This is a genomic window from Agromyces seonyuensis (genome assembly GCF_009789225.1).
Taxonomy (GTDB): domain Bacteria; phylum Actinomycetota; class Actinomycetes; order Actinomycetales; family Microbacteriaceae; genus Agromyces; species Agromyces seonyuensis.
Genome location: NZ_WSTA01000011.1, coordinates 1 through 13,910, shown reverse-complemented (window position 1 = coordinate 13,910; position 13,910 = coordinate 1). Strand labels below are relative to the sequence as shown.

10 protein-coding genes are annotated in these 13,910 nt (G+C 70.6%); 7 read left to right on the top strand and 3 right to left on the bottom strand.

What is annotated here, in order from left to right; genetic code table 11:
• Window positions 1-11 precede the first annotated feature (11 nt).
• The 7 genes from GB864_RS03970 (at window position 12) to pstB (ending at window position 8,629) form a co-directional block, all read left to right on the top strand.
• Window positions 12-2,186 (top strand): RNA degradosome polyphosphate kinase, encoded by a 2,175-nt coding sequence (locus tag GB864_RS03970; protein WP_160423054.1) that lies wholly within the window; start codon window positions 12-14, stop codon window positions 2,184-2,186.
• Complete coding sequence (locus GB864_RS03965; RefSeq protein ID WP_160423053.1) at window positions 2,183-3,121, top strand: NUDIX domain-containing protein; 939 nt, start codon at window positions 2,183-2,185, stop codon at window positions 3,119-3,121. Before GB864_RS03970 ends, GB864_RS03965 begins: the two co-directional genes overlap by 4 nt.
• A gap of 160 nt (window positions 3,122-3,281) precedes the next feature.
• Window positions 3,282-4,373: a phosphate ABC transporter substrate-binding protein PstS gene (locus tag GB864_RS03960; protein ID WP_336603868.1), complete on the top strand. Its 1,092-nt coding sequence runs from the start codon at window positions 3,282-3,284 to the stop codon at window positions 4,371-4,373.
• A 220-nt stretch (window positions 4,374-4,593) separates the two neighbouring features.
• The gene (locus tag GB864_RS03955; RefSeq protein ID WP_419672766.1) at window positions 4,594-5,691 is read left to right on the top strand and encodes a phosphate ABC transporter substrate-binding protein PstS; all 1,098 of its coding nucleotides are present in this window, start codon (window positions 4,594-4,596) and stop codon (window positions 5,689-5,691) included.
• Between the two features lie 76 nt (window positions 5,692-5,767).
• Entirely contained in the window at window positions 5,768-6,706 is a 939-nt protein-coding gene (gene pstC, locus GB864_RS03950) for a phosphate ABC transporter permease subunit PstC (RefSeq protein WP_160423051.1), read from the top strand.
• Entirely contained in the window at window positions 6,706-7,827 is a 1,122-nt protein-coding gene (gene pstA, locus GB864_RS03945; RefSeq protein WP_160423050.1) for a phosphate ABC transporter permease PstA, read from the top strand. Before pstC ends, pstA begins: the two co-directional genes overlap by 1 nt.
• Before the next feature lie 22 nt (window positions 7,828-7,849).
• Entirely contained in the window at window positions 7,850-8,629 is a 780-nt protein-coding gene (gene pstB, locus GB864_RS03940; RefSeq protein ID WP_160423049.1) for a phosphate ABC transporter ATP-binding protein PstB, read from the top strand.
• Window positions 8,630-8,791: 162 nt separating this feature from the next.
• Here pstB and GB864_RS03935 read toward each other — a convergent pair whose 3' ends face one another.
• The 3 genes from GB864_RS03935 to GB864_RS03925 form a co-directional block, all read right to left on the bottom strand.
• Window positions 8,792-10,663: a glycosyl hydrolase family 18 protein gene (locus GB864_RS03935; RefSeq protein ID WP_236778864.1), complete on the bottom strand. Its 1,872-nt coding sequence runs from the start codon at window positions 10,661-10,663 to the stop codon at window positions 8,792-8,794.
• A 179-nt stretch (window positions 10,664-10,842) separates the two neighbouring features.
• Complete coding sequence (locus GB864_RS03930; protein WP_160423048.1) at window positions 10,843-13,443, bottom strand: glycosyl hydrolase family 18 protein; 2,601 nt, start codon at window positions 13,441-13,443, stop codon at window positions 10,843-10,845.
• 159 nt (window positions 13,444-13,602) lie between these two features.
• On the bottom strand, window positions 13,603-13,910 hold a 308-nt coding region (locus GB864_RS03925), incomplete at its 5' end, for a response regulator transcription factor (RefSeq protein ID WP_160423047.1).

Here is a 13,910-nt window from a genome sequence, read left to right as displayed (position 1 = left end):
AATATGGGCGGATGAGCCCCGACCTCGAGCAGGAAGACCGCACCGCGAGCGACTTCGACGACGACTTCGAGCCGTTCGACTTCGACGGCGCACCCGATCTGCCCGTCGAGCGCTACCTCGACCGGGAGCTGAGCTGGCTCGCGTTCAACCAGCGGGTGCTCGAGCTCGCCGAGGACCCGACGCTGCCGGTCCTCGAGCGCGCGAACTTCCTCGCGATCTTCGCCTCCAACCTCGACGAGTTCTTCATGGTGCGCGTCGCGGGCCTCAAGCGCCGCATCATGACGGGCCTCGCCGTGCCGACCAACGTCGGCCGCGCGCCGCACGACGTGCTCGCGGACATCTCGCGCCGCGCGCACGAACTGCAGGAGCGCCACGCCCTCGCCTATCAGGAGCTCGTCAAGCCGACGCTCGCCGAGGCGGGCGTGCGCGTCGTCGTGTGGGACGAGCTGCAGAAGTCCGAGCAGGCGCACCTCTCCGACTATTTCGCCCGGCAGCTCTTCCCCGTGCTCATGCCGCTCGCCGTCGACCCGGCGCATCCGTTCCCCTACATCTCGGGGCTCTCGCTCAACCTCTCGGTCATCGTGCGCAACTCGCGCACCGGCAAGCAGGAGTTCGCGCGCGTCAAGGTGCCGCAGATGCTCTCGCGCTTCGTGCGGGTCGACCCGGGCGAATCCGTCGAGGACGCCCGCTACATCGCCCTCGAGGACCTCATCGCCAACCACCTCGGCGACCTGTTCCCCGGCATGGAGATCATCGAGCACCACGTCTTCCGCGTCACCCGCAACGAAGACGTCGAGATCGAGGAGGACGAGACCGAGAACCTCATCAAGGCGCTCGAGCAGGAGCTGCTGCGCCGTCGGTTCGGACCGCCCATCCGGCTCGAGGTCTCCGACGACATGGACGGCGCCACGCTCGAGCTCCTCGTCCGCGAGCTCGACATCTCGCAGCAGGAGATCTTCCGCCTGCCGGCGCCGCTCGACCTCGGGGGCCTCTTCGACCTCTCCAAGCTCGACCGCCCCGAGCTGCACTACCCGCCGCAGCCGCCCGTGACCGCCGCGGCCTTCCAGCCGAGCGAACCCAACCGCCCGATCGACGTGTTCTCGGCGGTCAGCCGCAAGGACGTGCTCGTCCACCACCCGTACGAGTCGTTCGCGACGAGCGTGCAGGCCTTCCTCGAGCAGGCCGCCGCCGACCCGCACGTGCTCGCCATCAAGCAGACGCTCTACCGCACCTCGGGCGACAGCCCGATCGTCGAGGCGCTCATCGACGCCGCCGAGGCCGGCAAGCAGGTGCTCGCGCTCGTCGAGATCAAGGCGCGCTTCGACGAGGCCGCGAACATCACGTGGGCTCGCAAGCTCGAGAAGGCCGGCGTGCACGTCGTCTACGGCCTCGTCGGGCTCAAGACCCACTGCAAGCTCGCGCTCGTCATCCGCCAGGAGGGCGGCGTGCTGCGCCACTACAGCCACATCGGCACGGGCAACTACAACCCGAAGACGAGCCGTATCTACGAGGACCTCGGCCTCTTCACGACGGACGACCAGGTCGGCAAAGACCTGACGCGCCTGTTCAACGAGCTCTCCGGCTACGCGATCGAGAAGAAGTTCAAGCGACTGCTCGTCGCCCCGCTGCACCTGCGCAAGGGGCTGTTGAAGCTCATCGCCGCCGAGATCCGCAACGCGGAGGAGGGCAAGCCGTCGGGCATCCGCATCAAGGTCAACTCGATGGTCGACGAGGCCATCATCGACGGGCTGTACCGCGCCTCGAACGCGGGCGTGCCTGTGGAGGTCTGGGTGCGCGGCATCTGCTCGCTCCGACCGGGCATCCCCGGGCTCAGCGAGAACATCCGGGTGCGCAGCATCGTGGGGCGCTACCTCGAGCACTCGCGGGTGTTCTCCTTCGTCGGCGACGGCGATCCCCAGGTCTTCATCGGCTCGGCCGACATGATGCACCGCAACCTCGACCGCCGGGTCGAGGCCCTCGTGCGCCTCACGCAGGCCGACCACATCGAGGAGATCACCGCGCTCTTCGACCTCGCGATGGACCCCAGCACGTCGGCCTGGCAGCTCGACGCCGACGGCACCTGGACCCGCCACCACCTCGACGACGCCGGCCGCCCCCTCGACGACCTCCAACTGCGGGTGATGCAGCAGGTCGCCCACCGCTCGCGGACGGGGGGCCGCCGGTGAGCGAGACCGCGATCTACGCCGCAGGCGCCGTGTGCTGGCGCTTCATCGACGGCAAGCTGCACATCCTCGTCGTGCACCGCACCGCGCAGGGCGACGTCACCATCCCGAAGGGCAAGGTCGATCCCGGCGAGACACTGCCGCAGACGGCCGTGCGGGAGATCGCCGAGGAGACCGGCCTCGCCGTGCACCTCGGCGCCTCGGTCGCCGTCTCGCGCTACCGGATGCCGAACGGGCGCGAGAAGATCGTGCACTACTGGTCGGCGAAGGCGCGGGAGTCCGCGATCCTGCACTCGACGTTCCGGCCGAACTCGGAGATCGCGGCGATCGAGTGGGTCACGCTCAAGCGGGCGCGCACCTATCTCACCTACAAGACCGACGTCGCCGTCCTCGACGCCTTCGAGCAGCTCGTCGCGCAGGACGTGACCGAGACCTTCTCCCTGATCGTCCTGCGGCACGGCAAGGCGCGCTCGCGCGGCACGTGGTCAGGCGCCGACGTGGAGCGACCGCTCGTCGCCCTCGGCGTGCGGGAGGCCGCCGCCCTCGTGCCGACGGTCGCCGCCTGGGGCCCGAAGCGGATCGTCACGTCGGATGCGACGCGCTGCGTCGCGACGGTCATGCCGCTCGCCGCGGCGCTCACCATCGACATCCGCCGTGAGGCCGGACTCGGGCAGGCCGCCCACGAGAACGGGAACGGGACGGTGCGGCGCATCGTCGGCAAGCGGGTGCGCTCGGGCAAGACGGCGGTCCTCTGCACCCACCGGCCCGTCCTGCCCGACGTGCTGCGCGAGATCGCGCTCGCCACGGGCACGCCGCTCGGGTCCTACCTCGACGACGCGGCCGCGCTCGAGCCGGGCGGGTTCTCGGTCGTGCACCTCTCCAAGACCAATCCGGCGTCGGGGATCATCTCGATCGAGACGTACCCGCCCCGCACCTGAATCGAGGAGTCGGAGCACCCTCCCAGCCCGGAGCACCGTCGCGTCGCGTGTCGTTCACCTCCCGTTCACCGAAAGAAGGGACGCTCGACGCATGGCCCCGGCGAGTCGCACGCGCGCGTTCGGGGCCGTTCGTCGCCCGAACCCCCGCGGAGGAACCCCAGTGAACGCCCTGCGCCCGATCCCGGCCGCCGCACTCGCCGTCGCCGTCGCGCTCCTCCTCTCGTCCTGCGCGGCCAACGAGCGGGCCGCCCGCGAGGCGGCGACGGACTCCGATCTCTCCGGGAACCTCGTGGGCACGGGCTCGTCCGCGCAGGATGCCGCCCAGCAGGCGTGGATCGCCGCGTTCCAGACCGCGCACCCCGACGTCACGATCGACTACGACCCGAACGGCTCCGGCGCCGGCCGCGAGACCTTCATCGAGGGCGCGGCCGACTACGGCGCTTCGGACCGCGCCTACACGCTCGACGAGCTCGCCGACGGCGCGTTCGCCGCGTGCGTCCCCGATTCCGACATCGTCGAGCTCCCGCTCTACATCGCCCCCATCGCCGTGATCTTCAACCTCGACGGGATCGATTCGCTCGACCTGTCCCCCGACGTCCTGGCGGAGATCTTCGCCGGCACCATCACCCGTTGGGACGATCCCGCCATCGCCGCGACCAATCCCGACGTCGCACTGCCCGCCATCGCGATCACGCCCGTCCACCGCTCCGACGACTCCGGCACGACCGAGACCTTCACGGAGTACCTCGGCGCCGTCGCTCCGGACGCCTGGACCTGGCAGGCGGACGGCGTCTGGCCGATCAAGGGCGGCGAGGCGGCCCAGGGCAACTCGGGCGTCGTCGACTCCGTGGGCCGCGGCTCCGGCGCGATCGGCTACGCGGACGCCTCGCGGGCGGGGGGCCTCGGCACGGTGCGACTCGGCGTGGGCGACGAGTTCGTCGCCTTCTCGCCGGAGGCGGCCGCGGCCGTCGCCGACCACTCCCCCTTCGAGCCCGGCCGCAGCGACGTCGACCTCGCCATCGCCGTGGACCGCTCGACGACCGAGTCGGGCGTCTACCCGCTCGTGCTCGTCAGCTACCTCATCGCGTGCGCCGACTACCTCGACGCGGAGGACGGCGCGCTCGTGCGCGAGTACCTCGCCTACGTCGCCTCCCCCGAGGGGCAGGAGGCCGGCGCCGCAGCCGCGGGTTCGGCGCCGATCTCCGATTCGCTCCGCGAGCGGGTCGAGGCTGCGATCGCCGTGATCGGCTGATGCACGACGACGCGGCCCGCCTCGCCGAGCCCTGCGCACCCCCGAACGGGGACGGGCAGGACGTTTCCGGCGCCTTCCCAGGCGCGTGCACTCCCCGGTCGACCCTCGTTCACCTGGAGTTCACCGCCGCGGGGGAATCTCGTAAAGCCTGCTGCCTAACGTCGCCTGCGGGTCGGCACCGGCCCGAATCCTGCAGACGAATCCCCGGAAGGGTAATCACGTGAACTTCAAGCGTTTCGGCGCCCCCGTCGCCATCGCCGCCGTCGCGATGCTCGCGCTCAGCTCCTGCGCCGCGAACGAGGGCGGCTCCTCCTCCGACCCGAGCGAGTCCGCCTCGACGCTCTCGGGCAACCTCGTCGGCGCCGGCGCCTCCTCGCAGGACGCCGCCCAGCAGGCGTGGATCGCCGCCTTCCAGACGGCGAACGAAGACGTCACCATCGACTACGACCCCTCGGGTTCGGGCGCCGGTCGTGAGACGTTCCTCGAGGGTGCGAGCGACTTCGCCGGTTCCGACCGCGCGTTCAAGGACGAGGAGCTCGAGGCCGGCGGCTTCGCCAAGTGCGCGCCCGACACCTCGATCGTCGAGCTCCCGCTCTACATCTCCCCGATCGCCGTCATCTTCAACGTCGAGGGCATCGAGTCGCTCGACCTCGACGCGGCGACCGTCGCGGGCATCTTCGCCGGCACGATCACCAACTGGAACGACCCGGCGATCGCCGACCAGAACCCCGACGTCGACCTCCCCGACCTCGCCATCACGCCCGTCCACCGTTCCGACGACTCGGGCACGACGGAGAACTTCACCGAGTACCTCGGTGCGACCGCGGCCGACGTCTGGACGTGGGAGGCCGACGGCGTGTGGCCGATCGAGGGCGGCGAGGCCGCTCAGGGCACCTCGGGCCTCGTCGACACCGTGACCGGCGGCAACGGCACCATCGGCTACGCCGACGCCTCGCGCGCCGGCGACCTCGGCACCGTCTCGATCAAGGTCGGCGACGAGTACGTGGCGTACTCGCCCGAGGCCGCGGCCGCGATCGTCGACCACTCGCCGCTGGCCGAGGGCCGCGCCGAGGGCGACCTCGCGATCGACATCGACCGCACCTCGGAGGAGGCCGGCGTCTACCCGATCGTCCTGGTCTCCTACCTCATCGCTTGCCAGGAGTACGCCGAGGCCGACAACGTCGAGCTCGTGAAGTCCTACCTCTCCTACATCGCCAGCGCCGAGGGCCAGGACGAGGCGGCCTCCGCGGCCGGCTCGGCCCCGATCTCCGACTCGCTCCGCGAGCAGGTCGTCGCCGCGATCGACTCCATCCAGTAAGTCGAATCGGCCCGGCGCCGCACCACGAGTGCGGCGCCGGGCCATCACCCTCCAGAATCCGAGGAATCGAACCCAGATGACCACCGCCCCCGCTCCGATCAAGGCGAAAGCCCGGCTCGGAGATCTCGTGTTCTCGCGCTCCGCGGTCTTCGCGGGCTCGATGATCCTCGTGGCGCTCGCCGCCGTGGCGATCTTCCTCATCGTCCAGGCGATCCCGGCCCTCTTCGCGACGAACGAAGAGGCCAGCATCCTGGAGACGAACTTCTGGTCCTACGTCGGGCCGCTCGTCTTCGGCACCGTCTGGGCCGCCGCGATCGCCCTCGTCTTCGCCGTGCCGATCTCGATCGGCATCGCCCTCTTCATCTCGCACTACGCGCCCCGCAGGCTCGCGGCCGTGCTCGGCTACATCGTCGATCTGCTCGCCGCGGTGCCCTCGGTCGTCTTCGGCCTGTGGGGCATCGGCGTCTTCGCGCCGGCCGTCGTGCCGGTCTACGCCTGGCTCAACGAGTACCTCGGCTGGATCCCGCTCTTCGGCGGCACCGCGTCCGCGACCGGCCGCACCATCCTCACCGCCGCGATGGTGCTCGCCGTCATGATCCTCCCGATCATGACCGCGATCTGCCGCGAGGTCTTCCTGCAGACCCCGGTGCTCCACGAGGAGGCGGCCCTCGCCCTCGGCGCCACGCGCTGGGAGATGGTCCGCATGGCCGTGCTGCCGTTCGGCCGCTCGGGCATCGTGTCGGCCTCGGTCCTCGGCCTCGGCCGGGCCCTCGGCGAGACGATGGCCGTCGCCATGGTGCTCTCGGCCTCCCAGGTCGTCACGTTCGAACTGCTGACCTCGGTCAATCCGACGACGATCGCCGCCAACATAGCCCTGAGCTTCCCCGAGGCGTACGGCCTCAACGTCAACGTGCTCATCGCGACGGGCCTCATCCTCTTCATCGTCACCTTCGCCGTCAACGCGGTGGCCCGCTGGATCGTGGACCGCCGCAAGGAATTCTCGGGAGCCAACTGATGACCGCCACCGAGACCGCACAGACCTCGGCGCCCGGCTCCGGCACGCCCGGCGGCACGCCCAAGGGCGGCATCCCGAGCGCGCTCACCGCGGGCCACCTCAAGCCGAGGACTCCCTGGCTCATCCTCGTCGGTTCGCTCGCCCTGTCCGCGATCGTCTTCGGCGTCCTCGCCACGGGCACCGGCGAGTACAACTGGGCCGGCGCGCTCATCGTCGGCCTCATCGTCTACGCCTTCGCGGTGTGGCTGTTCTCCTACCTCGTCGAAGGCCGCCGTCGCGCGACCGACCGGCTCGTCACCGCGATCGTCACGGGAGCGTTCCTGCTCGCGATGGCCCCGCTCATCTCGGTCGCGTACACGGTCGTCAGCCTCGGCCTCAATCGCTTCGACCTCGAGTTCTTCACGAGCTCCATGCGCAACGTGACCGGCGAGGGCGGCGGCGCGCTCCACGCCATCGTCGGCACCCTCCTCATGACGGGCGCGGCCGCGATCATCTCGATCCCGATCGGCCTGATGACCTCGATCTACCTCGTCGAGTACGGCCGCGGCAAGCTCGCGCGCGGCATCACGTTCCTCGTCGACGTCATGACCGGCATCCCGTCGATCGTCGCTGGCCTGTTCGCCTACGCCCTGTTCGCACTCTTCTTCGGCCCGGGCATCCGGCTCGGCATCGCCGGCGCCGTCGCGCTGTCGATCCTGATGATCCCCGTCGTCGTGCGCTCGAGCGAGGAGATGCTGCGACTCGTGCCGAACGAGCTCCGCGAAGCCTCCTACGCGCTCGGCGTGCCGAAGTGGCTGACGATCGTCAAGGTCGTGCTGCCGACCTCGATCGCGGGCATCGTGACGGGCATCATGCTCTCGATCGCCCGCGTCATCGGCGAGACGGCACCGCTCCTCATCGCCGCGGGCTTCACCCAGTCGATGAACTACAACCTCTTCGAGGGCCGCATGCAGTCGCTGCCGGTGTACGTCTACACGCAGTACGCGAACCAGGGCAACCCGGCCTCCGCGTACCTCGACCGCGCGTGGGCCGCCGCCCTCACCCTCATCCTCATCGTCATGCTGCTCAACCTCGCGGGCCGCCTGATCGCCAAGTTCTTCGCGCCGAAGTTCGGCCGCTGACCCCCTCACGAAGGAAATCCACGTGTCCAAGCGAATCGAAGTCAAGGACCTCAACGTCTACTACTCGAAGTTCCTCGCCGTCGAAGGCGTGAACATCGAGATCGAGCCCCGGTCGGTGACCGCGTTCATCGGCCCGTCCGGCTGCGGCAAGTCGACGTTCCTGCGCACCCTCAACCGCATGCACGAGGTCATCCCCGGCGCGCGCGTCGAGGGCGAGGTGCTCATCGACGGCGACGACCTCTACGGCCCCGGCGTCGACCCGGTGCTCGTGCGCCGTCAGGTCGGCATGGTCTTCCAGCGGCCGAACCCGTTCCCCACGATGTCGATCCGCGACAACGTGCTCGCGGGCGTGAAGCTCAACAACCGACGCATGTCGAAGTCCGAGGCCGACACGCTCGTCGAGCAGTCGCTGCAGGGCGCGAACCTCTGGAACGAGGTCAAGGACCGCCTCGACCGCCCGGGCTCGGGTCTCTCGGGCGGCCAGCAGCAGCGACTCTGCATCGCCCGCGCGATCGCGGTCTCGCCCGACGTGCTCCTCATGGACGAGCCCTGCTCGGCGCTCGACCCGATCTCGACCCTCGCGATCGAGGACCTCATCGAGGAGCTCAAGCAGGACTACACGATCGTCATCGTGACCCACAACATGCAGCAGGCCTCGCGCGTGAGCGACAAGACGGCGTTCTTCAACATCGCCGGCACCGGCAAGCCCGGCAAGCTCATCGAGTACTCCGACACCACGACGATCTTCTCGAACCCGACCGTGCAGGCCACCGAGGACTACGTCTCCGGCCGCTTCGGTTGATCGAACCGTCGGTCGAATAGCGGAGCGTATCGAGACCCGGCGAGGCGCGTTGCGGGGTCTCGATTCGCTCCGTCGTCGCGACTCGACCAGCGGGATGCCCGTGCACGCTGGATGCCCCGGAGGGAACGTTCTCTCCGGGGCATCCGTCGTCTCAGCGCCGGGTCAGCAGGCGCCCTGGAGCGCCCAGGGGCCCCACTGCTCGGCACCGGGGACGTTGTTCTGCGTCCACCACTTGGCCGAGTAGGTCGAGCCGTTGTAGCTCACGACCGCGCCGCCGCTGTACGCCGTCGCCGCGTTCCAGGCCGCGGCCGAGCACTCGCCCGGGTCGGTCGGGTCCGTGGGGTCGGTCGGGTCGGTCGGGTCGGTGGGATCGGTCGGGTCGGTCGGGTCGCACGCCGCGACGAGCGCCCAGACCGCGGCGGTGCCGGGCGTCTCGCCCTGCGTCCACCACTTCGCCGAGTACTCGCTGCCCTGGTAGGACACGGTCGCCCCGCCCGTGTAGACCGCGCTCGACGACCAGGCGGTCGAGGCGCACTCGCCCGGGTCGGTCGGATCGGTCGGATCGGTGGGGTCGGTCGGATCCGTCGGGTCGGTGGGATCCGTCGGGCCGGTCGGGTCGCTGCCGGGACCGGTCGGGGCGGCGCGCAGCGCGTCGGCGAGCGTGCCGACGAGCTCGCCCTCGCGGTCGCCGTCGAGCTCCCAGAACATGCCGCCGCCCAGGCCCGTGTCGACGATGTACTGCGCCTTGCGGGCGATCGAGCGGGGGCTGTCGTACGACCACCACTGGTTGCCGTCGTAGCGCCAGGCGGCGCCGAGCGCGGCGTCGTAGTAGTCGGTGCCGAGGGTCTTCAGCTTCGAGTAGTCCTCGTTGCCCTTCTCCCAGGTGCCGGGACCGGCGGCGGTCGCCGGGCCCCACGCGTTCGCCGAGGTCGCGCCCTGCCAGCCGCGGCCGTAGGCGGCCAGGCCGAGGCCGAGCTGCGCCGGGTCGATGCCGGTCTTCAGGTACTCCTGCACGGCCTTGTCGACGCTGAAGCGCTGCGCCGCCGGGCGCGTGTCGGCCGGGTCGTCGAAGAGGTTGGCCTGGTGACCGGTCAGCGTCGGGTTCCACGCGCCGTGCAGGTCGTAGCCCTGGATGTTGCCGTAGTCGAGGTACTCGAAGTTCTCGGGGTCGTTCCAACCGCCCGAGGCGATGTCGGCGGGGTTCGCCGGGAGGAACGCGGAGAGCTGGTACGGGTGGCCGTTCTCGGCGGTCAGGGCGTCGAGCTGCGTGCGGAACTCCTTGAGCAGCAGTCGGAAGTTCGCCTTGTCGTTGACCGCGTCGACGACGTTGCCCACCTCGCCGTTCGGCGAGCCGGGCCACTCCCAGTCGATGTCGATGCCGTCGAACACGCCGGCCGCAGCGCCCGTGCCCCCTCGGCCGTCGATGACCGGCAGGTTGCCGCGCAGGTAGAGATCGACGCAGCTCGAGACGAACTTCTTGCGGGAGGCATCCGTCTTGGCGACCGTCGAGAAGTTCTTCGACCAGGTCCATCCGCCGAGGGAGATCATCGCCTTCAGACCAGGATGCTTCGCCTTGAGCTGCTTGAGCTGGTTGAAGTTGCCGGCGAGCGGCTGGTCCCAGGCGTCGGCGGTGCCGGCGACGGAGTTCGCGCTCGTGTAGCCCATCCCGAAGTCGGCCCAGGCGTCGCCGGCGCCGTCGGAACCGGTCGGCCCGGTCCCCTGCGCCTTGTTCGCGATGAAGCACGTGCCGTTCTGATAGTGGATGTTGCCGAACGCGTAGTTGATGTGGGTGAGGTCGGCGGCGGCGCCCGAGTCATCCAGCTGGTTGAGCTTGAAGTCGCGGCCGTAGACGCCCCACTGGGCGAAGTACCCGACGTTGCGGTAGCCGTTCAGGGCGCTCGGCGCGCTCTCGGGCTCGGCGGCGCTCGAGGGCAGCGCGATGCCGCCGACGGCCGCGAGGCCGGCGACGAGCGCGCCGGTCGCGACGGCGGCGAGGGCGCCGAGGCCCCGCCGTCCGGTTCTCTGAGTGTGCATGTCCATCCTTCGTCCGGTGGATGCGGGTGCATCGCGGGGCGCTGCCCACGCTAGGAACGCCTCGGGGGCGGCGTCGTCCGCGGGATCCACATATCGGGGCGGCGGGCGACTACGTGGAAACGCGTACGGGCGGGTTCCGGACACCGGAACCCGCCCCCACACGTCAGGTGGAACGTCGCTCAGCAGGCCGCGGCACTGCCCCAGACCGCGGCGGCGCCGGGCGTCTCGCCCTGCGTCCACCACTTCGCGGTGTACTCGGCCCCGCCGTAGGACACCACGGCCCCGCCGACGTAGACGGCCGAGACGCTCCACGCGGCCGCGTCGCACGTGCCCGTGCCCCCGCCGGTGCCCGGCGTGCCGCCGCCCGAGCCGGCGGGCTCGACGAGGGAGACTCCCCGGACGCCGTCCTGCAGGATCGCGTAGGTCTCCCCGCCGATCGCCACCCGGAAGTTCGACGGCGACGACATCGGCAGACGCCAGGAGAACTTCGTCCACACGGAGGCGCCGGCCAGGATGCCGCCCGCGGGTACGGTGATCCGGTAGGTGTGGAAGTCGCCGTCGAGGCCGCCGACGTTGTCGCCCGTGTGGTCGCTCGAGACCTTCACGATGCCCCACCCGTTCTGCTCCCCCATCGCGCCGGTGTCGCTCGTGGCCGTGTCGAACGTGATCGTCGAGCCCGCGGGGATCGCGGTCGCCGACCGGTTCGTGAACGTGACCTTGGGGTTGATCGGGTAGTTGTTGTCGCCGAGCGCGAACTCGCCGAAGTCGACGCTCAGGTCGATCGCCTTCGTCGGCGCAGCCGTGTTCGACTTCGCCCCGTCAGCAGGGCCGGCGGCCGAGAGCGTCGTGTGCAGTCGGCTGACGAGCGTGTCCCCCATCTCGTACTGCCCGGCCGCCTGGTCGTAGCCGTAGTCGCCGGCGAGCTCCCAGATCATGACGCCGCCGATGCCCGTGTCGGCGACGTAGTCGGCCTTGGCCTGGATGGCCTGGTCGTCGTCGCCCGTCAGGAACGTGCGGGTCGACGGGTTCCACCACCACTCGATCTTCGTGACCGGGTCGAAGTGGCGCGTGTAGTCGCCGACGATGCTCGTCGGCACGCCGTAACTCGCCGCGTAGTCGCCGACCACGCCGTCCTCGAGGTTCTTGGCGTGCCAGATCGGGTTGACGCCCGAGGGCACCTCGAGCCCCTGCGGGTCGGAGTCGTGCCAGAGGTTGTCGATGCCGACCGCGCCGGCGCCGCACTTCGTGGTCGAGCCGATCGAGTTGCCGGTGCCGTTCGGGCACTGCGACTGGTCCGGCAGCGGCGCCTTGCCGTGCAGGCCGTTCGTGCCGCCCGTCACCCCGGTCCAGCCGCGCGTGTAGAACGGCACGCCGATGTTGATGCGGCTCGACGGCATCGACCCGCGGAAGTAGTGGTACGCCCAGTCGGTGTTGAGATACCCGATGCCGTTGTAGGCGCCGTACACGCCGCCGGCCGTGAGCTCCGCGTCCTTGCCGTCGTCGAAGAGCGCCGCGTTGCCGCCGACGTACTCGTTCCACGCGCCGTGCAGGTCGTAGCTCATGAGGTTCGCGTAGTCGAGGTACTGCCCGACCTGGTGCACCTCCATGCCGCGCAGCAGCCAGCCGCTCGCGGGCGCCGCGATGGTGAGCAGGTAGTGCTGCCCGTCGGCCGCGCTCGCGGCGTCGAGCTTCTCGCGCAGCGTCTTCAGCAGCGACTCGTAGCCGGCGAAGAGGGTGGCGCGACGGGCATCCGAGATGGCGAAGTCGTCGGGGTTGCCCGCCTTGGCGTTGCTCGTCGGGTACTCGTAGTCGATGTCGACGCCGTCGAAGCCGTATTCGCGGATGAACGCGACCGCCGAGTCCGCGAAGCGGTCGATCTTCGACTGCGACTCCGTCATCGTGTAGAAGCCGCCGCTCGCGACGCGGTCGCCGTCCGCGTCGAAGTAGCCGCCGGTCTCGGCCCAGCCGCCAACGGAGACGAGGCTCTTCACGCCGGGGTGCTCGGCCTTGTAGCGGTTGAGCAGGTTGAAGTGACCGTCGTAGGGCAGGGTCGAGTCGAGTTCGGCGCCCGCGACCCCGGGCCAGGAGACGTCGGTCGCGGCGTTGCCCGGCGCATCCTCGTTCACCGAGACGTCGCCGTCGGCGTCGATGTGCGCGAAGGCGTAGTTGATGTGGCTGAGCTTGTCCCAGGGGATGTCGCTCGCGAGATACGCGGGGGCGCCGTTCGCGCCGGTGCGCCAGCTCGTGAAGTAGCCGATGACGCGGCGGTCGAGGCCGTTCGGGAGCTGCTCGAGGCCGTCCTCGTCGTACACCGTGCAGTACGGGACGTCGATGCCGGGCGTCTGGTAGAGCCCGTCGGGGCGGCAGCCCTCGTCGGGGTTGTCGGTCCAGACGGCGCCGGGGTCGGTCGGGTCGGTCGGGTCCGTCGGATCAGTCGGGTCGGTCGGGTCGGTCGGGTCGGTCGGGTCGGTCGGGTCGGTCGGATCGGTCGGATCGGTCGGATCGGTCGCGCCGCACGCGCCCTGGTCCGCCCACGGGCCCCACTGCTCGGCACCCGGCTCGTTGTGCTGCGTCCACCACTTCGCCGAGTACGCGTGCCCCTCGTGGGAGACCTCGGCGCCGCCTGTGTAGACCGCCGTGCTCTGCCAGGCAGGCGGGCAGTCGGCGGCCGTCGCGGCGGGCGCCACCGGCGAGAGCACCGCCCCCAGGACGGCCGCGAGCCCTGCCGCGGCCAGGATCGAGCGCAGCCTGCTGCGCCGACCGGTTCGTGTCGAAGACATGTCGTTCCCCTCGTCGGAGTGCCGGCGCGGACGCGCGGGCGGCTCGACGGTATCGACGCGGATGCCGCAGGCGCGTCCGCGGAATCCGCATACGCAGGACTACGTAGAGGCCGACCGACGGGCATCCGCGGGGCGAGCCGAGCGCCCGCCCGACGGCGTTCAGCTCGCCGCGCTGAGCGCCGACCCGCCGCGGTGGGCGAGCACCGCGAGTTCGACGCGCGAGCGCACGCCGAGCTTGGTGAACACCCGGCCGACGTGCACCTCGATCGTGCGCACCGAGACGAAGAGGCGCTCGGCGACCTGGCGATTGGATGCCCCGCGCGCGACGAGCATCGCCACCTCGAGCTCCCGCTCCGTGAGCGGGCCGGCCCAACCGGGACGGTCGACCGGGGCCGGCGGCTCGGCCGACTCGCCGAGCGCGACGGCGCCCGCGGCCGACCCGGCAGGGGCCCCGGCGGCCGGGACGG